The sequence below is a fragment of the uncultured Brachyspira sp. genome, from assembly GCF_949287625.1.
Lineage (GTDB): Bacteria > Spirochaetota > Brachyspiria > Brachyspirales > Brachyspiraceae > Brachyspira.
This window is the reverse complement of the sequence record NZ_CASEGO010000019.1, coordinates 1-23,638: the sequence shown is the minus strand read 5'-3', so window position 1 is coordinate 23,638 and position 23,638 is coordinate 1. Positions and strand designations below refer to the sequence as shown.

At 29.5% G+C, this 23,638-nt stretch carries 20 protein-coding genes; 11 read left to right on the top strand and 9 right to left on the bottom strand.

Going from position 1 to position 23,638, the window contains the following annotated elements; translation table 11 throughout:
• Window positions 1-122: 122 nt before the first annotated feature.
• Both Q1X91_RS05130 and Q1X91_RS05125 read right to left on the bottom strand, forming a co-directional pair.
• A complete protein-coding gene (locus Q1X91_RS05130) occupies window positions 123-779 on the bottom strand; it encodes a sialidase family protein (protein ID WP_300754012.1) in 657 nt (218 codons plus the stop codon).
• Window positions 780-884: 105 nt separating this feature from the next.
• Window positions 885-1,559 carry a sialidase family protein gene (locus Q1X91_RS05125; protein WP_300754010.1) on the bottom strand — a complete coding sequence of 225 codons (675 nt, stop codon included), beginning with the start codon at window positions 1,557-1,559 and terminating at the stop codon, window positions 885-887.
• Between the two features lie 174 nt (window positions 1,560-1,733).
• Here Q1X91_RS05125 and Q1X91_RS05120 point away from each other — a divergent pair, with 174 nt between their 5' ends.
• Window positions 1,734-1,976 (top strand): hypothetical protein, encoded by a 243-nt coding sequence (locus Q1X91_RS05120; RefSeq protein ID WP_300754008.1) that lies wholly within the window; start codon window positions 1,734-1,736, stop codon window positions 1,974-1,976.
• Between the two features lie 95 nt (window positions 1,977-2,071).
• Window positions 2,072-2,401, top strand: coding sequence for a hypothetical protein (locus tag Q1X91_RS05115; RefSeq protein WP_300754006.1), 330 nt, complete (start codon window positions 2,072-2,074; stop codon window positions 2,399-2,401).
• A gap of 67 nt (window positions 2,402-2,468) precedes the next feature.
• On the opposite strand, the gene epsC is transcribed toward Q1X91_RS05115, so the two are convergent.
• From epsC to Q1X91_RS05095, 4 genes are all read right to left on the bottom strand, one after another.
• Window positions 2,469-3,191, bottom strand: coding sequence for a serine O-acetyltransferase EpsC (gene epsC, locus Q1X91_RS05110; RefSeq protein WP_300754004.1), 723 nt, complete (start codon window positions 3,189-3,191; stop codon window positions 2,469-2,471).
• Between the two features lie 11 nt (window positions 3,192-3,202).
• Window positions 3,203-4,117, bottom strand: a complete 915-nt coding sequence (locus Q1X91_RS05105) for a PLP-dependent cysteine synthase family protein (RefSeq protein ID WP_300754002.1) — start codon at window positions 4,115-4,117, stop codon at window positions 3,203-3,205.
• Window positions 4,118-4,625: 508 nt separating this feature from the next.
• A complete protein-coding gene (locus Q1X91_RS05100; protein WP_300754000.1) occupies window positions 4,626-6,065 on the bottom strand; it encodes an aminoacyl-histidine dipeptidase in 1,440 nt (479 codons plus the stop codon).
• Window positions 6,066-6,122: 57 nt separating this feature from the next.
• Window positions 6,123-7,742: a peptide ABC transporter substrate-binding protein gene (locus tag Q1X91_RS05095; RefSeq protein ID WP_300753998.1), complete on the bottom strand. Its 1,620-nt coding sequence runs from the start codon at window positions 7,740-7,742 to the stop codon at window positions 6,123-6,125.
• Between the two features lie 221 nt (window positions 7,743-7,963).
• On the opposite strand from Q1X91_RS05095, the gene Q1X91_RS05090 reads away from it, so the two are divergent.
• The 3 genes from Q1X91_RS05090 (at window position 7,964) to Q1X91_RS05080 (ending at window position 12,437) form a co-directional block, all read left to right on the top strand.
• Window positions 7,964-9,037 (top strand): ribonucleotide-diphosphate reductase subunit beta, encoded by a 1,074-nt coding sequence (locus tag Q1X91_RS05090; protein ID WP_300753996.1) that lies wholly within the window; start codon window positions 7,964-7,966, stop codon window positions 9,035-9,037.
• 42 nt (window positions 9,038-9,079) lie between these two features.
• The gene (locus Q1X91_RS05085) at window positions 9,080-11,395 is read left to right on the top strand and encodes a ribonucleoside-diphosphate reductase subunit alpha (RefSeq protein ID WP_300753995.1); all 2,316 of its coding nucleotides are present in this window, start codon (window positions 9,080-9,082) and stop codon (window positions 11,393-11,395) included.
• Window positions 11,396-12,014: 619 nt separating this feature from the next.
• Window positions 12,015-12,437, top strand: coding sequence for a rhodanese-like domain-containing protein (locus tag Q1X91_RS05080; RefSeq protein ID WP_300753994.1), 423 nt, complete (start codon window positions 12,015-12,017; stop codon window positions 12,435-12,437).
• Window positions 12,438-12,792: 355 nt separating this feature from the next.
• Here the strand turns inward: Q1X91_RS05080 and Q1X91_RS05075 are convergent, their stop codons facing one another.
• Entirely contained in the window at window positions 12,793-14,313 is a 1,521-nt protein-coding gene (locus Q1X91_RS05075; protein ID WP_300753992.1) for a bifunctional UDP-sugar hydrolase/5'-nucleotidase, read from the bottom strand.
• A 174-nt stretch (window positions 14,314-14,487) separates the two neighbouring features.
• Here Q1X91_RS05075 and Q1X91_RS05070 point away from each other — a divergent pair, with 174 nt between their 5' ends.
• The 6 genes from Q1X91_RS05070 (at window position 14,488) to Q1X91_RS05050 (ending at window position 22,961) form a co-directional block, all read left to right on the top strand.
• On the top strand, window positions 14,488-15,897 hold the full coding sequence (locus Q1X91_RS05070) for an MATE family efflux transporter (protein WP_300753990.1): 1,410 nt from the start codon (window positions 14,488-14,490) through the stop codon (window positions 15,895-15,897).
• A gap of 227 nt (window positions 15,898-16,124) precedes the next feature.
• The gene (locus Q1X91_RS15605) at window positions 16,125-16,937 is read left to right on the top strand and encodes a cache domain-containing protein (RefSeq protein WP_366945492.1); all 813 of its coding nucleotides are present in this window, start codon (window positions 16,125-16,127) and stop codon (window positions 16,935-16,937) included.
• 72 nt (window positions 16,938-17,009) lie between these two features.
• Entirely contained in the window at window positions 17,010-18,086 is a 1,077-nt protein-coding gene (locus Q1X91_RS15600; protein ID WP_366945491.1) for a methyl-accepting chemotaxis protein, read from the top strand.
• Window positions 18,087-18,204: 118 nt separating this feature from the next.
• Complete coding sequence (locus tag Q1X91_RS05060; protein WP_300753988.1) at window positions 18,205-20,154, top strand: methyl-accepting chemotaxis protein; 1,950 nt, start codon at window positions 18,205-18,207, stop codon at window positions 20,152-20,154.
• Window positions 20,155-20,175: 21 nt separating this feature from the next.
• Window positions 20,176-22,128: a methyl-accepting chemotaxis protein gene (locus Q1X91_RS05055; RefSeq protein WP_300753986.1), complete on the top strand. Its 1,953-nt coding sequence runs from the start codon at window positions 20,176-20,178 to the stop codon at window positions 22,126-22,128.
• A gap of 23 nt (window positions 22,129-22,151) precedes the next feature.
• Window positions 22,152-22,961, top strand: coding sequence for a zinc ribbon domain-containing protein (locus Q1X91_RS05050; protein ID WP_300753984.1), 810 nt, complete (start codon window positions 22,152-22,154; stop codon window positions 22,959-22,961).
• Window positions 22,962-22,976: 15 nt separating this feature from the next.
• Here the strand turns inward: Q1X91_RS05050 and Q1X91_RS05045 are convergent, their stop codons facing one another.
• Both Q1X91_RS05045 and Q1X91_RS05040 read right to left on the bottom strand, forming a co-directional pair.
• Window positions 22,977-23,399 carry a hypothetical protein gene (locus tag Q1X91_RS05045; RefSeq protein ID WP_300753982.1) on the bottom strand — a complete coding sequence of 141 codons (423 nt, stop codon included), beginning with the start codon at window positions 23,397-23,399 and terminating at the stop codon, window positions 22,977-22,979.
• A gap of 45 nt (window positions 23,400-23,444) precedes the next feature.
• On the bottom strand, window positions 23,445-23,638 hold a 194-nt coding region (locus Q1X91_RS05040; protein ID WP_300753980.1), incomplete at its 5' end, for a hypothetical protein.

The window sequence follows — 23,638 nt, the reverse complement described above, 5'->3', positions numbered from 1 at the left end:
AATTAACATAATTTAATTAACATAATAGTACATTATATTTATAATTATTTCAATCAAATTCTATAAATAAAAAAGAAAGGAAAATAATTTCCTTTCTTTTTATAGTTTCATATAATATTAAATTACCATCTTCTTATAAGAGTTTTGTCAGGCGGAGTATAAAAATCTTTTTCACTTTCAGGCAAATTTTCTGTAAGCCATCTTAAATTGAATCTTCTAAATACAATATTATAAAGCTCATTCCCAGTTGTAGGAAGCCTTTGCCCTGCCTGTTCTTCAGCTAATGATACTATTGTACCGTCTTTTAATCTTGCCAAGGCAGAATATCCTGCTCTTCCAGAATTTAACACTCTTAATTTTTTCCAAGACATACCCTCATCATAGCTTATAAAAGCAGTTAGGTTTCTTCTATCTGAATTTGAATCTAATGCTAAATGTATAAGTCTGTTTCTGTTATACCCTTCTTTTGTAGAAGTAAATAAAATACCCTCAGCATTACAATTAGCATCATAAAAGTTTCCTGTAGGTATAAATTCGTCCCAAGCAGATCCTAAAGCACCTTTAGATCTAAACCATAGTCTTTGATTTCCTCTTTTTCCAGAACGTACAGATAATAAAATTCTTCCGTCATTTAATTGAGTAACAACTTTAGGCTCATCTTGAATACCTGATTTACCTTGAGCTACACTTATAACATTCCAAGTATCTCCATTATCTTTTGAAACTATAACAGCAGCTGCAGGTTTAACTTTGCTGTCATTTTTTTTACTAACAAGCATAGCTCCCATCAAAGTACCATCAAATAATCTTGCTCCAGTACCGGAAGCTGCAAATCCTCTATTATACGAAGCTAATAACCCAGATCCAAAACTGTTAATATTTCCTCAGGCAAGTTTCCACTCGCTCCAACTAAGTCCGTCATCAGTACTTCTTGATACCATAATTTTAGAACCTCCAAAACCAGCATCCTGTTTATACGCACCTCCAGCAGCACATAAAACAACTAAATCTCCATTAGCACATGAAAAAAACAAAGAATCTCCATGAGCATCTTTATTATCTGTAGATAGAGGAGGAATAATTATCTCAGATCCCCAACTTTTACCCCCGTCTTCACTTCTTCTTACAATAATATCTATATTTTTAGAACCAGAAAAACCAACATCTTCATAGCTGTTTTTTCTGCTGTCTGCCACTGCTATTATTGTATTTTTTTCAGAAACTGTTATTCCTGGTATTCTATATATATGTTTAGGCTTGCTTACATCATTATTTTCTACTTCACTTTTTAAAATTATAGTCTGCTCCATAAAAGCTTCTGCTTGCTTCTCGGGAGGTAAAAACCATTCAGGTTCATCTTCTTCAATATCAGGAGAATCTATTGGCGGAATAATAGGAGGTACTATATCATTCCCCCCGTCATTTTCCTGAGAATTCCCCCCAGAACTGTTTACATTACTTGGATAAAAAGGATTTAACTTTTTAGAACATGAAACTGCCGCAAATATTAGCATACTAACGACAATACTTATCAATAAAATAAAATATTTCTTTTTCATTTTTAATCCGCCCCCATACTAAATATAACATATATTTTTCATAAATAAGTAATTAAAAGGTAATAAAAAAGAACAATAAGTAAAGTATTTTTTTAGAAAATATTTTTTTATTGACTATAATTTAAAAATTATTAGTATTATATAGTTAATATTAATAATTTTACTGGAGTTTATATGATAAAGAAAAGAATATTTACATTAATCATATTACTTATAATGATATGTAAAACAACATTTACAGAAGTTAAAGGCGGCTTTGAATCAATAGTTAATGTTCCTATAGGTATGGGTATTACCATAATTAATAAGAATGTGGAAGTTAAAGGAAATCCTAAAGGCAAAGTAAATTTTCAAGGCGGTATTGAGGCAAATTTAGGATACATGTTCCAAATAAAAGAAAGAATGGGAATTAGCTAGGTGTTATAGGATATAGTTACACTGAAACAAAATATTCAAAATATGATAATAAAGTACAGTATAAATTTATAGATAATGATATATATTTTGGTATAATGCCCAAATTCAATTTTTACTCATGTTCAATAGGATTAAATGTAGGATATAAAATAACGCTTACACCAAATTCTCTATATTATAGCCCAGAAGCTGGAAATATAGAAATAAAACATGATCATTATGCCAGACTTTATATTAGAGGAACTTTTGATTATTCTTTTTTTGCAGGTATAGACTCGGCTATAAATCTAGGATTTTACATAGGATATGACTTTGGAAGTTATTGGGCACAAACGAGCGAATATTTAAATGTAGTTAAAGATGAAAAATTCGGCAATGTAGATATAGGTATGCAATTAGGATATAGATATGGACCTAAATTCTAGTAATAAAATTTAATAAAGCCTGAATTTTAATTAAATTCGGGCTTTATTTAATATAATAGACTTATATTTACATATCGTTATTAAGTGTTAACCTTTTATTTGCCTCAACAGATTCTAAAACTATACAGTTAGCACCAATTATAGCATTCTCTCCTATAATAGTATTACCCCCAAATATAGAAGCATTGGCATATACCGTAACATAATCACAAACTGTAGGGTGTCTTTTTTGTCCTTCCAAACTCCTGCCGTTAGTTAAAGATAATGCTCCCAAAGTTACACCCTGATATATTTTAACATGATGACCTATAACACAAGTCTCCCCAATAACAATTCCAGTACCATGATCTATAAAGAAATAATCCCCTATAGCAGCACCTGGGTGAATATCTATGCCAGTTTTTGAATGAGCAAATTCAGATATTGTTCTTGCTATTAGATATTCCCTCTGATTATAAAATATATGTGCTATTCTATAATGAAAAATAGCCCTAAATCCCGGATAAGTTAATACTATCTCATCATAAGATTTTGAAGCAGGATCAGACTGATAAAAAAACTCTAAATCTTTCTGCAAACTTAATGTAATATCATCAAGCTGCTCTATAAAATCAAGCAAATAAGAATCATTAGTAACTATATTCATATAAAGTTTTGCTATATTTTTTTTTACAATATCTTTATTAGGACTCTCTCTAAAAAAATTAGGAAAAGCATAATCTCTAATAAGTTTAATAATCTCTTTTATATCTTTTTGATTAGGAAGTTCATTAAAAGTTTTTAATTTCATAAATATATCCTTTAATTCCAAGAGTATCTCTCACCAGTATCAGGTAAAATACAAAGCATTTTTATTTTTTTATTAGTTTCCTCTAATTCCTTAGATAAATCTATAGCGGCATAAACACTAGCTCCAGATGATATTCCCACATATAATCCTTCATTAAAACAAATTTCTCTGGCTGTATTTATTGCATTGTCATTTGATACATCTATTATTTTTGATATTACAGTTAAATCCAATATTTTAGGTACAAAATTAGCCCCTATACCCTGTATCTTATGAGGTGCAGCACACCCTTTAGTTAAAAGAGGCGAAGATTCAGGCTCTACTCCAATAACTTTTGTATTTTTTTTATTATCCCTCACATACTGACCAATCCCAGTTATAGTACCTCCAGTACCAATACCTGCAAAAATATAATCAACATCAATCATATCTCTAAATATTTCAGGTGCAGTTGTAAGATAATGTGCCATAACATTAGACTCATTAACAAACTGACCTGGTATAACAGAATCAGGTATTTTTCTGTTTAATTGATTAGCTCTTTCAACTGCCGCATCCATTCCGCCGTCAACTAATTCAAGTTTGGCTCCATAATCTCTTATCAATTTTCTTCGCTCTTCAGACATAGATGAAGGCATAACTATTATAACATTAAGTTTTAAATACCTGCCGATTGCTGCCATAGCAATACCTGTATTACCAGATGTAGGCTCTATTATAGTTGAACCCTCTTTTAACTTTCCATCTTTAAATAAATCCAATATTATTTGTTTTACGGCTCTGTCCTTTATAGAACCTGCTGGATTACTTTTTTCAACCTTTCCGTACAATTCCACATTTTTATTTAAACCAAATTTTGCTTCTATATTATTTAGTCTTAATATAGGAGTATTTCCTATTAAATCAAGTATACTGTTATATATCATATTACTCTCCAAAATAACATATACATCTAATATATATTAATATCTTAATAAAAACAATACCTATAAACTAAACTTTACTTATATCAATTTCTTACTTTTTTATTATTTTATAATTTTTTATACATAATAGACTTATTCCAAAAGTACTTGATAAGATTGAGTATAAAATTATAAAATACAATGTTTTACATGTAGTATAAATTATAATTTCAGTATTAAAATATGCAGTATTTCGCATAATGAGTACTTCGTATGTTTCTTTGTGCCAGCATCACAAAAGAAGCGTGGAGCTAGTACCACAATTAATAAATAAAATTAGTTTTTAAACAAGTATATTATAAATTTTATCTACAGAATTATTAACATATTTTATTCAAAAAAACTGCTTAATCTATTATATCAAAAAAACATATAAATTACTATTAACAATATTTAAAATATATAAAAAAATCATAATGCTATACCCAAAAGTAAAGCATTATGATTTTAATAGGCTATAATATTATAATCATTTTATACTTATGATTAATTCTTTTAAGACTTTCCACATTATATCAGTAGAAGATATACTTAAATATTCTCTAGGAGTATGAATATAATATATATTAGGTCCGATACTAATCATATCTGTATTAGGCAAAGGCTTTTTTAATATTCCGCATTCCAAACCTGCATGTACAGCTTTTAATACCGCATCTTTACCTGTAATTCTTTTATATATTTCACAAGCAATATCTTTTATTTTTGAATCAGGATCATATTCCCAAGCAGGATATGAATTTTCATTTGCTACAATAGCATTAGTAACTGATGCCAAAGCTTTAACTCTATTTACTATTTCATTTGATGAACTTTCTGATGAACTTCTTATAAATACATCAAAATACAATTTATTATTTTTTTCTTCAGCTACTCCGTTATTAGAACTGGTAAGAACCAAATCCTTAATATCTCTGCTCATATATAAAACTCCGTCTGGAGAAAGCATTATAAAATTTATTACATCATTAGTTAATTTATTAGTATAACATTCTTCAACATTATCATAATCTGAGACAGATATTTTTATATCTGGGTCTGAAACTTTGTATTCATGTTTTATCTTTTCAGAAATATCTTCAATGATAGTCTTTACATTATTTAAATTTGCAGATGTTATAACCGCATAAGCATTTTTAGCTATAGCATTATGAACACTTCCTCCATTAATACATGCTATATTAATATAATCTTTTACTTCATATAAAATCCTTCCTAATATTTTTATAGCATTAGCTCTCTGCTTATCAATTTCCATTCCAGAATGTCCGCCTTTAAGTCCTGATATATCTATTTTTAATGCTTTATTTTTATTTATTTCTTTATCAATGCCAAATTCAACTATAATATTATGTCCGCCTGCACATCCTACCCAGAACATTCCTTCATCTTCAGCATCCAAATTTATAAGTGTTTTACCGCTCAAATGTTCGGAAGCAACAGCAGAAGCCCCGCTCATGCCTGCCTCCTCATCAGAAGTAATTAAAACTTCCAATGCTGGATGAGGTATATCTTTAGAATCTAGTAAAGCAAGAGCATAAGCTACAGCAATTCCATTATCTGCTCCTAAAGTGGTATTATTGGCTCTTAAAACATCACCTTCTACTATTAATTCTATAGGATCTTTATCAAAATCATGTTTAGATTCACTAGTTTTTTCACAAACCATATCCATATGACCTTGTATTATAACAGGATCTATATTTTCATATCCGCTGGTGGATTTTTTCTTTATAATAACATTATAAACTTTATCCTGATATACTTCTAAATTTCTATCTTTAGCAAATTTCACTAAAAAATCGCTTATTTGTTTTTCTTTTTTGGAGCTTCTTGGAAATTTACTAATTTCTGCAAACCATCTAAAAACTTCTTTAGACTCTAATCCTTCAAAATTATTTAAATACATATAAAAATCCTTAATAAAGTAAATATTTCTTATATATAAAATATATCAAACTATTTCTTATTTTTCATTATTTTCTAAATAAGCATAGAAAAATTTATGCTTACCCAAAACATCATACTGCACATCCTTCAAATTAGGATTAACTAAAACAGGCAAAGTATAAAAATATATAGGTATAATAGGCATTTCTGACATAAACAAATCTTCAGCCTTATGAAGTATAGGCATTCTTATATTATTATCACCTGTAGATGAAGCCTCAGCAAGCAAGGCATCATATTCTGGATTATTATATCCTTCTACGTTTTGTGCACTATGACTCAAAAACATACCTAAAAATGTCATAGGATCATCATAATCTCCAACCCATGCATTTCTTGCTATTACATAAGATTTATCCAAACGTGTCTGCTGAAATACTGCCCACTCTTCGCTTGATATTGTGCTGTCTATACCCAAATTATTTTTCCACATCTGCTGTACTGCCTCAAATATAGATGTATGCTCACCAGGATTGGTTTTAAAATCTAATACTGGAAATCCTTGTCCGTTAGGATATCCTGCTTCTGACAGTAATTTTTTAGCCTCTTCGATATTTTTATTATAATCTTCAGTTTTTAAACTATAATAATCTCCGCCGTTTGTTCTGAAACTTCCGCTTACATCTGAAATTAATGAAGGAACTACCGCTGCTGCTGGAATCTGTCCTCCCCTTGTAACCTGTTCTACTATATAATTTCTGTCTATTGCAAGTGATAAAGCCTTACGCACTCTTACATCTTTTAATATTTCATTGGTATTATTCAAACTATAATAATAAAGTGCCAAATAAGGTTTTATCTGTAAATAACCTTCTTCTCTTAATGCATCCATATCCTGAGTAGGTACTCTGTCTGAGAAATATATAGATCCCTCTTTAATACCAGCAACTACTGAAGTACCATTATCCATTAAAACAAAAACTAATTTTTTAGGAACTATAGATGATATATTCCAATAATTGGTATTAGCCTCCATAACTATTCTGTCATCAATAGATCTCTCAGTCATTTTAAAAGGTCCGTTTCCTATATAAGTTTCTGGATTCATAGTCCAAGTATCTGGATTTGCCTCTATAATATCTTCTCTTAATGGGAAGTATACAGGATAAGCCATAAGCTGATCAAAATACGGAATAGGAGCTTCTAATGTTACCTCCAATGTATTATCATCTATTGCCTTAACTCCCAATGAATCAACAGGCATTTCTCCAGCTGTAATCTTCTTAGCATTTTTCAAAGGTTCCATTTGATAACTATAATTAGCTGCAGTTTTAGGATCAGCTGCTCTTCTCCAGCTGTATACAAAATCATTTGCTGTTACTGGCTTTCCGTCAGACCATTTAGCATTGCTTCTAATATGAAATACGTATTTACTTCCATTATCGCTTATATCCCAGCTTTCTGCAACGCCTCCTACTATTTTTCCTTCTTTGTCTTTTGCTGCAAGACCTTCAAAAGCATGTATTATATATATACTTCCGTCTATTGCTGAGTTTAATGTAGGATCTATAGTTTGAGGTTCAGGTCCTACATTGAGCCTTAAAACTCCCTCTTCATATTTTGTACTGTTTCCTCCGCAGGAAATTACAAATATGAATATAAATAATACTAAAAATAATTTTAATAACTTACTCATAATAAAATCTCCAAAATAATATTTAATTGTTCTATTTTATAACAATATAAACCTGCAGTCAATAATAATATAAGTATTACAATTACAACTGTATAAATATATATGAAAAAGTTAAATAAATTTCTATTTGAAGCAATTAAAATTCCTTGACAAATATAAAAAAGAAAATTAGAATAACTAATCAATTATTAAGAGACAAGTAAAACTGTATGGGGTTAAGTATGAAAGTTATAGATATAGATAAAAAACCAGAAAATGAGAAAATATTTTTTGGAGATTTCGGACATTATATAAGAATAGATTCTGTAAGTCATGAAGTAGCAAGAAAATTAAAAGAGGCAAGCGAAGGCAATACTTGGTTTTCTAAAGAAGTTGACTACAAATCGGATAAAACTAGATTTTCTTCACTTCCCGAAGATGCTCAAAGGGCTTTCAAACTCAATATAGCATATCAAACTTTAATGGACAGCGGTGTTACAAGCGGATTTTCATCTATACTGAACAGAATAGTTACAAGTTCAATATGGTCTATACTATATGCAAGAATAGCCATAGAAGAAAATATACATGCGGAAAGTTATTCATACGGACTTTCTGAAGTTTTCGGTCATCAGGCCAGCGAAACATTGGATTTGGTATATAATGATGAGTTTGTAAAGCACAGAATGGAAAAAGAAGTTGAATTATTCGGAAATGTTGATGAGTTATGCAATCTTGAAAACTCTAATGCCTCATTAGATGAAAAAAAACAAGCTATATTAAAACTATTAGTAGGAATATATTTGCTTGAAGGTATAAAATTCCCATTCTCTTTTCTTGTAACTTTTACAATAAATAATAGTTATGATAATGCAATAGCTGGATTTACAAAAACTATTAAACTAATAGCACATGATGAACTTAATGTTCATGTACCTACTGGTAAAAATATAATGACAATCTTAAGGAAAGAAGCTAATCAAGGATTTTCTCACCTATTTAAAAACGGCTGGTTTAATGATACAGCAAGGGCAATGACAGAATATACGGTTAATGAAGAGATAAAATGGGCTAAATACCTATTTGACGGCAAAGAAGTTTCTGGAATTAACTCATCTATAAGTGAGCATTTTATTAAATATTGGGCTGGTGTAAGATTAAAAGATATAGATGTAGAAACCGAATATTTATCTGAGAAGAAATCTGATATAATAGACTGGTTTAACAGCTACAGAGATATAAATAAACAAAATGCTGCTTTGCAGGAAACTACTAATACCTCATATCAAAAAGGTGCATTAAAAAACGATTTATAATATTACTTTATTGTTAAAAGCAAAACTAATGGGACAAAAATTATGATAGAACTTACAAAAGATAAAAAGCATATAATTATAAAAAGGGACGGAAGAGAAGAACCCTTCAATGAAGAAAAATTAAGAAAAGTTATTAATTGGGCTACTGGCGGAATAGATGCTTTTACCAATCAGCTTTTGGAAGGACTGAACATTAAAATTAATGATAAAATGAAAATAGAAGTATTATATGATGAACTCATTAATACAGCTGTTAATATGATAAGTCCGCTTTATCCTGTATATGATACTATAGCAGAAAAATTATATTTAATGAAAATATATAAAGAAACTTGCGGTCTTAAAAAAATAGGTTCATACCCTCATATAAAAAATTTTTTAAAAAAGGGAATAAAATACAAAATATACGATAAAGATATAGTAAAATTATTTTCTGATAAAGAATTAGATAAAATTAACTCTATGATAGAACCTAATAGAGATTTGCTTTTCACATATAAAGGTTTGGCAATATTTTATAAAAAGTACTGTAAAAATATAGGAAATAAAAAATTAGAACTTCCTCAAATAACATATATGACTGCTGCTATGTTTTCTTTTTATAATGATTATTATAAAGGTGAAAATAAAGATAAACTTGAAATAAGCAAAGCTGAAAGATTAAAATACATAAAAAAAACTTATGATATGCTTTCAAGACATGAAGTCACATTTGCAACACCAAGAATAGCAAACAGTATGACTATAAAAGCACAATTAGCAAGCTGTATATTAAATACCCCAGATGATGATACTTGGAGTTTGAATCAGACTGACGGAAATATGGCATTATACTCGAAGTTTTCAGGGGGTATTGCTTATGATGCATCATATATACGTGCTTCAGGCTCTACTATACAAACTAACAGGGGGCGTTCTGACGGACCTATACCTTTTATAAAAAGAGTAGAACAAACTATATCATCATTTAATCAGGGCGGAGTACGTAAGGGAGCTTGTGTTATTACTTTTCCTTGGTGGCATTTAGATGTATTAGACCTTATTATGCTTAAAGATGGCGGAGGAACTGAAGATACTAGAGCCAGAAAATTAGTTTATTCTATTAGAATAAGTAATATATTCAGAGAACGTGTTAATAAAGATGGGTATGTAACATTGTTTGACCCTAAAGAAACTCCGCTTCTTAATGAGGAATATGGAGAAAAATTTAATGTTGCTTATATGTATTATGAAAGTAAATCTTCTATAAGAAAAAAGAAAATTAAAGCTAAAGATTTACTGTTTCAAATATTAAAAGTAAGACAGGAAACAGGAAATTTATATTTAACATTTGTAGATAATATTAACGAACAGAATATGGTTAATAAATTTGTAGGGGCTTCTAATCTTTGTCAGGAAATTGTTATACCTTCATATCCTTCAAAACTTATAGATGAAAAATATGTTATAAATGAAGAAGGAGAATATGAAATTATACAAAGGAAAAAAAGCGGCGAAATAGGCATATGTAATTTGGTGTCTATAAACTTAATGTCTTGGGTAAACTTTGATGAAGAAAAGAAAAAATCATTCTGCTATACTCTTTTAAGAGGCTGCGATAATATAATAGATACACAGTTTTATCCAGTTAAAGAGGGAGAAATAGCAAATAAAAAAAATAGACCTATTGGCATAGGGGTTATAAACTATGCTAATTTACTTGCTTCTAATAAATTAAAATACACAGACAGAGAAGCTTTGGAGTTTACAAATAAGGTATTTGATGATTTATACTATCATATATATCAAGCTTCGAATTTACTAGCAAAAGAAAGAGGACCTTATAAAACATTTAATGAATCAAAATGGAAAGACGGACTTACTCCTTTTCATATGTCATTATTAAATAAAAGAAACAAACTAAATGTATCTTTAGATAAAGAGAAATGGGATAAACTTGCAGAAGAAATAAAAACAAGCGGAGTACGTTTTTCATTCCATGGAGCCATAGCACCAACTGCCACATCAGGCAAAAGTGTATCTGCTACAGAATCAATAGAGCCTATAGTAGATTTATACTTTGTAGAAGAAGGCATACAAACTCTTCCTAGTTTAGTACCTAATATAAAAAAGAACAGAGAATATTATCAGAGATGCTGGTCTATACCTGCTAAAACTATTATAGAACTTGCTGCTGTAAGACAAAGATATATAGATCAGTCTCAGTCATTAAATCTTTATTATGTAAAGCCTGATTCTGCTAAAGAACTTTGGGACGATATTCAGTATGCTATGGATTTGGGACTTAAAACATTATACTATATGAAAACTCCTAAATCCAACTTTGAACTTGAAGAAGTTTGCGAATCATGTACATAATTATTTCATAGTACTTGTTTTAGCATTAAATTTATTAATACTTATAGTTATTCAATATCCTTTAATTTTAGGGTTTACCATATTCCAAACTTTAGTTATGTGTATTAACACAAATGGCCAAATTAATACCTACTAAAAAAGTTGATTATAGGATATGTAATCTTATAATTTATAGGTTATACCTAAACAGATGTAGTTTGTCAAAAAATAAAGTTTTAAATTTTAGTATTTGCGGTGACTAGCCCTGCGAAGTACACAGTCGTGCCCGCTCTGCGTGCCGACGAAGTTCAGCGAAAGGCTATATTTCAGTCTAAATTTAATAATTTGTTCTACATATAAAACATAATTAGTACTATTTTTAGACTTGCACTTTTTGCAACTTTGACGAAGTCCACCTGTGGTGTGCGGCGGGCTTCGCCAAAAGTTGAATAAAAAAATTGACAAACTTAAGAATTTTCAGTATATATAATTTTATCAAATACCATTGAAGTAATTAAATTGATAAATATATCAAAATAAAATTTTATTATAAAAAATAAAAAAATTACATTTTTTGGGAACTTTTATAAAAAATTTTCGTCTAATTAGTAAATTAAATATACATATAGGGAGTACACCTATGAAAAGAAATCTTTTTATTATTTTCACACTATTATTAACAGCAGTTATGAGCAATGCTCAAACAGCAAAAACCGAATCATACGAACTTGACAATATAAAAGTTGTGGGCAAAAACGGATTAGCACTTAATGACTTTGTATCATTACTTAAATCTGATCCAAATATAATCTTAGTTGATGCAAGAACACCAGAAGAAATTAAAGAAACAGGAACTATAAAAAATGCTGTTAATATTGACTACAGAGCTAAAGGCTACAGCAAAAAATTATTATCATTAGACAAAAACAAAAAATATATGTTCTATTGTAAAAGCGGAGTACGCTCTGGAAGAACTGTTCAGTATATGCTTGATAACGGATTTAAAAATGTTAATTATCTAAAAGATGCAGGATACGCCGAACTTTCAGCTGCTTTGAAATAAGTATAATTATTAAGCAAATATAGGGGTTGTTATTTACAGCCCCTTTTTAATTAAATATTAGACTTGTTTTAAAAGTACTTGACAAATAATTTTAATAGTTTGTTGTTTTATGCTAAATTATATAATATTAATTATTACAAGTTTTACATGTTGTATAAATTATCATTTTAATATATAAATATGCAGTCTTTTTGCTTCTTTGGGGCACCAAAAGAAGTGGGGTGTGGGGCAAAGCCCCACTTATAAGATAAAAATACTAAAAATTAAAATAGTGTAATTACATATATTGATTTAGTTTTGAAACAAGTATATTATACTTAAAAAATAAAATCGTTTCTATATACATTACAATTTTTTAATTAAATATTATACGCTCTCTATTATCAATGGCACTCTCTGGAACATTTTTATATTCTTTTAATTTTTTTATTATCAAATCTCTTATATCAAGCCCTGTATGTATAGTATTTTCTCCGTACTGAAATAAAGGCTTACCGTTAGAATCGATATATTTTTCGCCTCCATTAAATATATAGTCAGCAACAGCTGCAACATATTTTTCATTATCATTTATAGGCTTTCCTTTTATATATGATTCTAAAAGTTTTCCATTGCTGTCAAAATTAATAATGCAGTCTTTTGAAACTTGTAAAAATGCTCCCTCCCCTACTCTTGAAGCTGATAATTCCAATATATTTTTTAATTCACTTCCGCTTAAAGTGGTTAGTATTATAAGATTATCAAAAGGAAAAAACTCATAAATATTTCCTAATGTGACTTTTCCGCTTGGAAGCTCTCCTCTTAAAGAGCCTGAATTAATTAATGCTATATCAATGCCTTCCTGTGATGAAGCGACTATATCCGAAACAAAATTACCTAAAGCCGTAGATTTATTTCTTACATCTTCATCAGTTAAAGCATAAGGCAAAACAGCTATTTCAGTATTAAACTCTTTATCAACTTCTTTTTGCATCTCATCTATTTTTGCAAGGACAGCTTCATCTTCTTTGATAGTCTCATCTAATCTTGTAAGTTTATAATTAGGATAAGCATATTTTCCATTTTTAAACATCACATCTATAGTACCAATATACTCACCATACTCTCCAGCCTGCACTATAGTAGTATTTCCTATAATCACTGGTTTTTCAAGCAATGTATGAGTATGTGCCCCTATTATAATATTAAATACATTAGGCATACTCTCTGCTATTTTTTTATCAGTATCAAATCCTGCATGGCTTAATAAAATTGTCATGTCATTTGTCGTATTTATAGGAACAGTATTAAAAAGATTTTTTAAAGATAATATTTCATCTTCTATATCTATATAATCAAGCCCCTGAGTAATATTCATTTTCTCGCTTTGCAATACTCCTACTATAGCAACATTTATACCTTTAATATTAGTTATCATATAAGAAGGCACATAATTTTCACCAGTAGAAATAACTTTTACATTGCATGCTATTGTAGGAAAGTTTCTGTTACTTATAATATTATTAAGCTGATTTATACCAAAATCAAATTCATGATTTCCAAGCGTAGATACATTAACACCCAAATCATTCATAAGTTCAACTTCGTCCATTCCCTGATAAACAATAGAAAAAACACTTCCAGTAATAGTGTCTCCCGCATGCATAACTATAACATTTTCATTAGTCTTTTTTATATCATCAATAAAAGTTTTTCTTCTTGCAGCTCCGCCGTATCTGTTTGCAGTTCCATTTTCTTTTGATACAGTTACAAATTCGTTATTCTTTGAATGTGTATCATTCATATGAACTATTGTAAAAACTTTTACAGCATTATAATCAGAGCAGGAAATAATAAAAACGATAGAGATTATGAATATAAGAAATATTTTTTTCATTTGTATATCCTAAAAGTTTATAGGTTTAATGATATAATTATTAATTTTTTAAGTCAATAATAGTATGTATGTAAATATGTAAAATAAATAATTCATATGTTAATAATTTGACTAAAATATAAATAGGTTTATCATATTATAAGTTTATTAAAAAATTATTATGCGGAAATAACTATGGAAAATGAAGCAGTATTAAACAATTCAAATACCGATAAAAAAACTAATGATCTGGCAAATAAGCCTGTAGGCAAATTATTATTTCAATTGGCAATTCCTGCAATAGCAGCACAAATAATAAATGTATTATACAATGTAGTAGACAGAATGTATATAGGTCATATTAAAGATATAGGTGCCGCTGCTTTAACGGGTGTAGGAGTGACAATGCCAGTCATTATAGCAGTATCAGCATTTGCATATCTTATAAGTATGGGAGGATCTCCTCGTGCATCTATTATGATGGGAAAAAAACATTATGATAAAGCAGAAGAGATACTTGGAAACTGTACTATGACTTTAATTATAATCTCTATCACTCTAACTATAATACTAATAATATTTGCAAAGCCTATACTTATGCTTTTTGGGGCAAGCGAAAACACTATCATATACGCATTAAGATATTTAAGAATATACTCTATTGGAACAATATTTGTGCAGTTAGCATTGGGGCTGAATACTTTTATAACAGCACAAGGTAAAGCTAAGACTAGCATGCTCACAGTTTTAATAGGAGCTATAGTTAATATTATATTAGATCCTATATTTATATTTGTATTTAATATGGACGTAAGAGGTGCTGCACTTGCTACAATCATATCACAGGCAATATCCTGTATATGGATTCTCTCATTTATGACTTCAAAAAGAACAATTCTAAAATTAAAAATAAAAAACTTCAAAATACAGCCTAATATAATACTTCCATGCTTAGCTTTGGGATTTTCTCCGTTTATAATGCAGTTTACCGAAAGTATTTTATCTGTATCTTTTAATACTTCTCTTTTAAAATACGGAGGAGATTTAGCAGTAGGAGCTATGACAATATTAAGCAGTATTATGCAGTTTTCTTTTCTTCCTATAATGGGACTTACTCAGGGAGCTCAGCCTATTATAAGCTATAATTACGGGGCTGGAAATCTGCAAAGAGTAAAAAGTACTTTTAAAATACTTCTTATAAGCTGTTTATCATTTTCTACTTTAATGTGGACAATATCAATATTTTTCCCATATTTATTTGTAAGGATATTTACAAGCAATGAAGAGTTAATAAATTACAGCATATGGGCTTTAAGAATATATATGGCAAGCTCTTTAATATTCGGAGCTCAAACTGCATGTCAGCAGACATTTGTCGCTTTAGGTAATGCCAAAATATCAGCATTTCTTGCTATATTAAGAAAGGTTATACTATTAATACCGCTTATATTTATACTTCCTATATTTTTTGAGGATAAAGTTATGGCTGTATTACTTGCAGAACCTATAGCAGATTTTATAGCAGTATGTACAACTGTAACATTATTTACTTGGAATTTTAAAAACATGTTAAAATCGGCAGAAAATAAATCATCACTTAATTAATAATGTATAATTTGTATTGACATTTTATGTTTTTGTGCTAGTATTAAATTAGTGTAAGATGTATAATTTATGAGTACTAACCGAACCGAACCGAACCGAACCGAACCGAACCGTTACAATTTTTTACAAAAAACAATTCATACGTTACAAAACTTACATATTATAAATATTCTTTTTTATATTAACTAATATTCTAAATAAGTTACATATAAACTTCGGAGTCATCTATGTTTAAAAAAGTCGGACTGCAATTCAAAATTAGTTTATTAATACTTAGCATATTTTTTGCTATGATTATAGTATCAAGCATTATTAATATAGTACTTGTAAATAATGCCAATAGAAGAAAATCTTTAGACTATCTTAAAAAGTCCGTTGAAGCAGAATCTTACAGAGGGCAAAACATATTAAAAATAGAATATAATCATCTAAGCGAAATGGCTTCAGCGATAGAAGCTCTGTATGATATAGGAATAAAAGACAGAAACACATATATAACAACTATAAGCAATTATACAAAAGAAGATGATGCCAATATCATTGCTATGGGCTGTTTATTTAATAAAGATTTAATAGACAGCGATACTGATTATGCTAATAGCGAATTATACAATAATGTAGGCGGTCAATTCGCTGTATATCTGACAAAAAATAATGGAAACATATCTATTCAGAAACTTAGTATGTCAGAAGTAAATGCTGATTATTTTACAACATCTAAAAATACATCAAAACCATATATAACCCCAGTATATATGTATAATCTGGGAGGTTCTCAAGTAGAAATGTATACATGGTCTATTCCTATATTTGACAATAATGGTAAGAACATAGGTGTGGTTATAGCAGATGTAACAGCTGAAAGTTTGTCAAAGTCTATAGAAAAAATAAAGCCTTATAGTGAGAGCCAAGTAATTCTTTTTGATACAACAGGTAATTTGGTATATAATGCTGGAAAAGCAGATGGAATAGGAAAAAATGCTTATGAAGTATATAACTGGTATCAAGATTTTCAGATAATAGAAAATGTACATTCATGACAATCTTTAGACTTTGAACATTACACATCAGTATTTGATGAAGTAGGAACATATGTAATATCTCCAATACCAATGCTTGACGGATACTATTGGGGTATAGAAATACTTACTCCAAGCAGAGTAATACAAGCAGAAACAAATAATATAAGAAATATTATGATATTAATATTAATATTAATTCTTATATTAATTATTTCTGTAATAATTACACCTATAATAATTAGAAAAAAAGTATCTAATATTATAATGGTTTTAGCTGAAGATATTGTAGGAATGTCAGGAGGAGATTTGACTATAGAAATACCTAAAGGCTTTGAAAAAAGACATGATGAATGGGGCGATATAGCTAGAGGCTGGGATAAGGCTATGAATAATTTTAATAATGTAATTAATACTGTCAAACATTCAGCAGAACAAGTTTCTACTGCCGCAAATGAAGTTTTAATAGGAAACAATGATCTATCTGAAAGAACAGAATCGCAGGCTTCAAGTTTGGAAGAGACTGCTGCTTCTATGAATGAAATGGCTAGTGCTATAAAAGAATCCGCTGAAGGAGTAGCTCAAAGTACGGCTATGGTATCTGATGCTAAAGAATCTTTAAATAAAGCAGGACTCATAATAGAAGACAGTGTTACTAAAATGCATGATGTTTATGAATCAAGTGCCAAAATAATGGATATTACAAAACTCATAGAAGGAATAGCATTTCAAACTAATATACTTGCACTTAATGCCTCAGTTGAAGCTGCAAGAGCTGGAGATCAGGGAAGAGGTTTTGCAGTTGTAGCAAGCGAAGTAAGAAACTTAGCACAAAATACTCAGGAATCTGTAAAAAATATTACCTCTCTTATAACAGACAGCAATGATAAAATAAAATTAGCGGCAAGCAGTGTTGAGGAATCTAAAAACATATTTAATGAGATATTAGAAAAAATGGATAATGCTTCTGCTGTAATGGATAAAATTAACACAGCAGCTCAGGAACAGGAAAAAGGAATAGATCAGGTTAATATAGCTATTAATAATATGGACAGTGCTGTGCAGAAAAATGCTGCTTTGGTATCTGAAGCTACATCTGCATCTGAATCTTTATTAAGCGAAGCTAATGATTTAATTAAAGCTATAGAATATTTTAAATTAAAATCATAATATATATTTTTTTTAATTCCAATATTAACAGTTTTATTTTAAATAAAATTACCATTATTATTGAAATATGTAAATAAATTATATATAATGTTTTCAATTATATATTAGGATTTTTATTATGATTAAAAAATTTAGTCTCCAAATAAAAATTAGCTTATCAATATTAATACCTTTGCTAATTATGCTTATCATTTCAAACACTATTAATGTTATTTATGTAAAAGAAGCAAGTAAAAAACTGTCATACAAAATTTTGGAGGAAAGTTCTAAAGGAGAAACAGCGGCATTACAATCATTCATGGAAGATGATCTCTATTATACTATGGGACTTGGAAAAGTTATAGAAGGTTTTTACAGCGACGGAATGACAAACAGAACTTTTTATGAAACAACAGTATACAATTTCTTCACAAAACTTTCACAAAGAATTACTTCTATACATATAGCATTTGAACCGAATGTATTAGATAATGATTCTAACTATACTAATTCTATTAAATACTCAAAAGCAAATGGAAGATTTAACTATTCTGTTTCAAGAGAAAATGGAACAGGCATATTTGAATCATATTCAGATTCTTCTATATTTCAGAAAGAATATTATGTAAATGCCTTAAATACGGCAGAAGTATATATTACAGATATATATACTTCTGCTTCTGGAAATGTTTTATATACTTGGGCAGTACCTATTAAAGATAGCAGCAATAAAGTTATAGGTATCATAGGTTTAGACGTACTAGCTAATTCTCTTAATGATTTACTTTCCAAAATAAAAACATTTGAAGGTACAACAGTTACATTATTTGATAATGCAGGAAATATAGTATATGACAGTGATGATCCTAAATATATGTATAAAACACTTGATACTGTATATCCATATTATAAAGAAAATGATGTTTATAATAAGATAAAAAACGGACAAAATCTAATATTTGAAAATTTCAGCGGAACTTTAAAAGAATATTACACATACTCTTTCACTCCTTTAGAAATATCTAAGGGAAGATATTGGGGATTTAAACTAACTGCTCCTAATGATGTTATATTAAGAGAAAGCAATATAATAAGAAATATTATGATGATTATATCAGCTCTGATAGTAATTATAAGTGCTGTAATAGTTCCTATTATAATTAAAAGAAAAGTAACAAGTATGATAGTAGGTTTATCTAAAGATATGCACAAAATATCAAACGGCGATATATCTTTCCATATAGGGCATAAGTTTTTAAATATGAATGATGAATGGGGCGAAATAGCTAAAAGCTGTGAAAACATTTTAAATAATTTAAATAAAGTAGTTTCAACAGTAAAACATTCCGCTGAACAGGTTTCTACTGCCGCAAATGAAGTACTAACAGGAAACACTGACTTATCTGACAGAACAGAATCGCAAGCCTCAAGTTTGGAAGAGACCGCTGCCTCTATGAATGAAATGGCTAGTGCTATAAAAGAGTCAGCAGAAAGTGTTGCTCAAAGTACAAGTATAGTAACTGATGCAAAAGAATATATAAATAAGGCAGGTGATATAATAGAAGATAGTGTAAATAAAATGAATGATGTTTATGAGGCAAGCAGTAAAATAATGGACATTACAAAACTCATAGAAAATATTGCATTTCAAACTAATATACTGGCACTTAATGCTTCAGTTGAGGCAGCAAGAGCTGGAGAACAAGGAAGGGGATTTGCAGTAGTAGCGAGCGAAATAAGAAACTTAGCACAAAATACTCAGGAATCTGTGAAAAGTATTACTTCCCTAATAACAGACAGCAATGATAAAATAAAATTAGCCGCAAACAGTGTTCAGGAATCTCAGGAAATATTCAGCGAAATATTGGGAAAAATGGATAATGTTTCTATGGTAATGGATAAAATAAACACAGCAGCACAGGAACAGGAAAGAGGAATAGATCAGGTTAATATTGCAATCAGCAATATGGACAGTGCTGTGCAAAAGAATGCCGCTTTAGTATCTGAAGCAACATCTGCATCTGAATCATTGCTTAGTGAAGCTAATGAATTAATAAAAACTATAGAATATTTTAAATTAAAAAATTAATAAGGATAAGAGGTTTATAGTATGTTTAAGAAAGTAAGTTTACAAGTCAAGATTAGTTTGGTTATATTGATTCCGCTATTAATAATGATAGCAGTATCAAATATAATCAATATTATTTATGTTAAAAATATCAGTGAAAAATTATCTTATAAAATTTTGGAAGAGGTTGCTAAAGGAGAAGGAAATAAATTAAGTGCTGTTGTAAAAGAAGATTTATATCAAATAACAGGACTTAAATATACATTAGAAAATATGTACAATTCTGGTGTTGCAGATAGAAAAGCATATGAAAGTGTAACAAAAAATTTCTTTAATATACTGCCAAATACTGTAATAGGAATTATGATAGCTTTAGAGCCTAATGCTATAGGAAATGATGCTAATTATATTAATGATTATCCTTTAACTGAAGGACAGCAAACATACTATATATCAAGATCTTCAGCTAATACTGTAACAGAAAGATCTATGAGTAAAGATGAAATAGATGCTGACTACTATAATGAACCTATAACAAAAAGAAAAGAATATTTATCGGGCATATATGAATTTAATATCGGTAATAATGATATAGTATCAATGTATACTTGGGCTATACCAATAATGTATCAAAATAAGCCTATAGGTGTCATAACCGCTGATATAAAAATAGAAACATTAAACGAAACTATGAAAAATATACAGCCTTTTGAACACTCTGAAAGTTTACTATTCGATCACTACGGAAATTTGATGTATGATATGGGAAGTACAGAAAACTTAGGAATAAATATGTACGATATATACCCTAAATATAAAGATCGTAATGTATTTGAAACATTATCAAAAGGACAAACTATATCCTTTGAGGATTATACAACATATTATAAAGGTTATGCCACATATTATTTTATTCCTTTAGAAATTGCAGAAGGACAGTATTGGATACTTGAAATAATGGCTGCTAACAGTGATATATTTAAAGACAGCGATATGATGAGAAATGTCATGATAATTATATCCTTAATAATTATCATAATAGCATCTATTATAGTACCTATCATTTTAAGGTATAAGGTTACAAGTATAATAGTAGGATTATCCAAAGATATGTCTAGAATTTCAAGCGGGGATATATCATTTCATATAGATAATACATTTTTAAATATGAATGATGAATGGGGAGATATAGCTAAAAACTGTGAAAATATTTTAAATAATTTAAATAAAGTAGTTACAACTGTAAAAAACTCTGCAGAACAAGTTTCAACTGCGGCAAATCAGGTTTTGGCAGGTAATAATGATTTATCACAAAGAACAGAATCGCAGGCCTCAAGTTTGGAAGAGACTGCTGCTTCTATGAATGAAATGGCTAGTGCAATAAAAGAATCAGCAGAAAGTGTTGCAGAAAGCACAAGCATGGTAACTGATGCTAAAGATGCCTTGAATAATGCAGGACTTATAATAGAAGAAAGTGTTAATAAAATGAATGATGTACATGAGGCAAGCACTAAAATAATGGACATTACCAAACTTATAGAAAATATAGCATTTCAAACCAATATACTTGCTCTTAATGCTTCAGTAGAGGCAGCAAGAGCGGGAGATCAAGGTAAAGGATTTGCAGTTGTCGCAAGCGAGGTAAGAAACTTGGCACAAAATACTCAGGAATCTGTAAAAAATATTACAGCTTTAATAGCAGACAGTAATGATAAAGCTGATTTAGCTGCTAAAAGTGTTAAAGAATCAAAAGAAATGTTTGCTGATATTTCGCAAAAGATGGATAATGCTTCAGCTATGATGGATAAAATAAATATAGCATCTCAGGAACAGCAAAAAGGTATAGAACAGGTTGATTCTGCTATAAGTAATATGGATTCTTCTGTTCAAAAAAATGCTGCTTTAGTGGAAGAAGCAACTGCAGCTTCACAGTCTTTACTTAGTGAGGCTAATGAACTTATTGAGGTTATAGAATATTTCAAATTAAGAAATTAAATAATAAATTTTATATTGGTGAAATGTTCTATAAAGACCAATGGTATAAACATAATTATGAAACCTTAATAGCTCCTGCATTGTTTAACGCGTGTCAAGATATTATGCACGGACGCAAACCTGAAACACCAAAACATTTTAAAACAACCGACAAACCGTTTATTTTTCGCGGATTAATAACTTGTGGAGAATGTGGTTGTATGATTAGCAGTGACCGTAAAATAAAACCCAGTGGACGAGAATATGTTTACTTAAAATGTTCTCATTTCAAAGGAAATTGCAAAAATCCACAGGTCAACGAGAATATAATTTTGCAACAAATTGAAGATGAATTAAAAAACTTGTCCTTACCCCAAGAAATTATGGGATATCTTAAAACTGATATGGAAAGAATCATTAATAAACAAAATGAAGCCCATAATCGTGAAGTAAAGGCTGTACGTAAACAATATGATGACTGTCAGGATAAAATTAAACGTCTACGCTCTTTGCTTCTTGAAGGACATATTACACCGGAAGAATACCGAGATATGAATGAAGACCTAAAAAAAGAACAATATGAACTTGAAGGGAAATCAGAACTGTTAACAAAAGCGGATGAAAAATTTTCAATTGCAATATCTACAATACTTTCCTTAGGCAATAACGCATATCAAATTTTTCAGAGTTCGAAAGTAGAAACCAAAAGAGAGATTTTACACCTTTTACTTTCGAACTTGAAATTACAAGACCGTAGAATCTCGTATAACCTTAGAAAACCGTTCGATTACATAAGTTCTTTAAACAAAAAAACACCCCCGAAAATCGAGGGTGTTGCGATTGGTGATGCTTAACTCACGGTTTACGAATTAAATGGATAAACAATTATGTTGTTTTAATTTTTGATTAATGATAATGGTTTGAATATGTTGCTTTCCTTCTTTTTGTAAAATCAATCCATTCATAACATCATCTTTAGGCATTCTAATTATATCAGCTACCGCTTTAGTTTTATCCTCCCAGTTATAATTATCAATTTTTGAAAATTCGTTCAGCATAAAATTTGTAGCATCAAACTTGTTAAGCCCATATATGTTTTCTACTCGTTTTGTATATGCCAACATCCATAAATAAACTGACATATAAGATTTTAACTGCTGTGTTTCTCGCCCATCCATTTCATCGACGGCAAACATTCCTTTTTGGTTGAGAAATGTCATACTAAGCATATTTTCTTCTTGAAAAGAAGTAATTGATTTTTGGTGTTTTAAATTTCTTTCCTCATATCCCATTAAATAATGGGGCACTAATTCTGCAAATCCTTCACTTATTTGTCCTTAATTACGAAAATACCTGCCATGAATAACGTGTGCAAGTTCATGAGTTAATCCTATCCTAGATTGGAAATCAGGATTTTTAAATCCATTTGCAAACCAATTATAATCAACACATAAACTTAATGGATAATTTTTATCAAGCTGAATAGGAGCTTCACACATTCCTTCTTCAATAGGTAACCCAACGGTGGAAG

What these genes read in the sequence shown, in the direction of transcription:
- Q1X91_RS05130 (WP_300754012.1), bottom strand. Translation starts at nt 779, where the DNA reads ATGCTTGTTAGTAAAAAAAATGACAGCAAAGTTAAACCTGCAGCTGCT.
- Q1X91_RS05115 (WP_300754006.1), top strand. Translation starts at nt 2,072, where the DNA reads ATGCCCAAATTCAATTTTTACTCATGTTCAATAGGATTAAATGTAGGA.
- Q1X91_RS15605 (WP_366945492.1), top strand. Translation starts at nt 16,125, where the DNA reads ATGTTTAAAAAAGTCGGACTGCAATTCAAAATTAGTTTATTAATACTT.
- Q1X91_RS05050 (WP_300753984.1), top strand. Translation starts at nt 22,152, where the DNA reads ATGTTCTATAAAGACCAATGGTATAAACATAATTATGAAACCTTAATA.
- Q1X91_RS05095 (WP_300753998.1), bottom strand. Translation starts at nt 7,742, where the DNA reads ATGAGTAAGTTATTAAAATTATTTTTAGTATTATTTATATTCATATTT.
- Q1X91_RS05070 (WP_300753990.1), top strand. Translation starts at nt 14,488, where the DNA reads ATGGAAAATGAAGCAGTATTAAACAATTCAAATACCGATAAAAAAACT.
- Q1X91_RS05045 (WP_300753982.1), bottom strand. Translation starts at nt 23,399, where the DNA reads ATGGGATATGAGGAAAGAAATTTAAAACACCAAAAATCAATTACTTCT.
- Q1X91_RS05080 (WP_300753994.1), top strand. Translation starts at nt 12,015, where the DNA reads ATGAAAAGAAATCTTTTTATTATTTTCACACTATTATTAACAGCAGTT.
- Q1X91_RS05125 (WP_300754010.1), bottom strand. Translation starts at nt 1,559, where the DNA reads ATGAAAAAGAAATATTTTATTTTATTGATAAGTATTGTCGTTAGTATG.
- Q1X91_RS05075 (WP_300753992.1), bottom strand. Translation starts at nt 14,313, where the DNA reads ATGAAAAAAATATTTCTTATATTCATAATCTCTATCGTTTTTATTATT.
- Q1X91_RS05055 (WP_300753986.1), top strand. Translation starts at nt 20,176, where the DNA reads ATGTTTAAGAAAGTAAGTTTACAAGTCAAGATTAGTTTGGTTATATTG.
- Q1X91_RS05085 (WP_300753995.1), top strand. Translation starts at nt 9,080, where the DNA reads ATGATAGAACTTACAAAAGATAAAAAGCATATAATTATAAAAAGGGAC.
- Q1X91_RS05090 (WP_300753996.1), top strand. Translation starts at nt 7,964, where the DNA reads ATGAAAGTTATAGATATAGATAAAAAACCAGAAAATGAGAAAATATTT.
- Q1X91_RS05100 (WP_300754000.1), bottom strand. Translation starts at nt 6,065, where the DNA reads ATGTATTTAAATAATTTTGAAGGATTAGAGTCTAAAGAAGTTTTTAGA.
- Q1X91_RS15600 (WP_366945491.1), top strand. Translation starts at nt 17,010, where the DNA reads ATGCTTGACGGATACTATTGGGGTATAGAAATACTTACTCCAAGCAGA.
- epsC (WP_300754004.1), bottom strand. Translation starts at nt 3,191, where the DNA reads ATGAAATTAAAAACTTTTAATGAACTTCCTAATCAAAAAGATATAAAA.
- Q1X91_RS05105 (WP_300754002.1), bottom strand. Translation starts at nt 4,117, where the DNA reads ATGATATATAACAGTATACTTGATTTAATAGGAAATACTCCTATATTA.
- Q1X91_RS05120 (WP_300754008.1), top strand. Translation starts at nt 1,734, where the DNA reads ATGATAAAGAAAAGAATATTTACATTAATCATATTACTTATAATGATA.
- Q1X91_RS05060 (WP_300753988.1), top strand. Translation starts at nt 18,205, where the DNA reads ATGATTAAAAAATTTAGTCTCCAAATAAAAATTAGCTTATCAATATTA.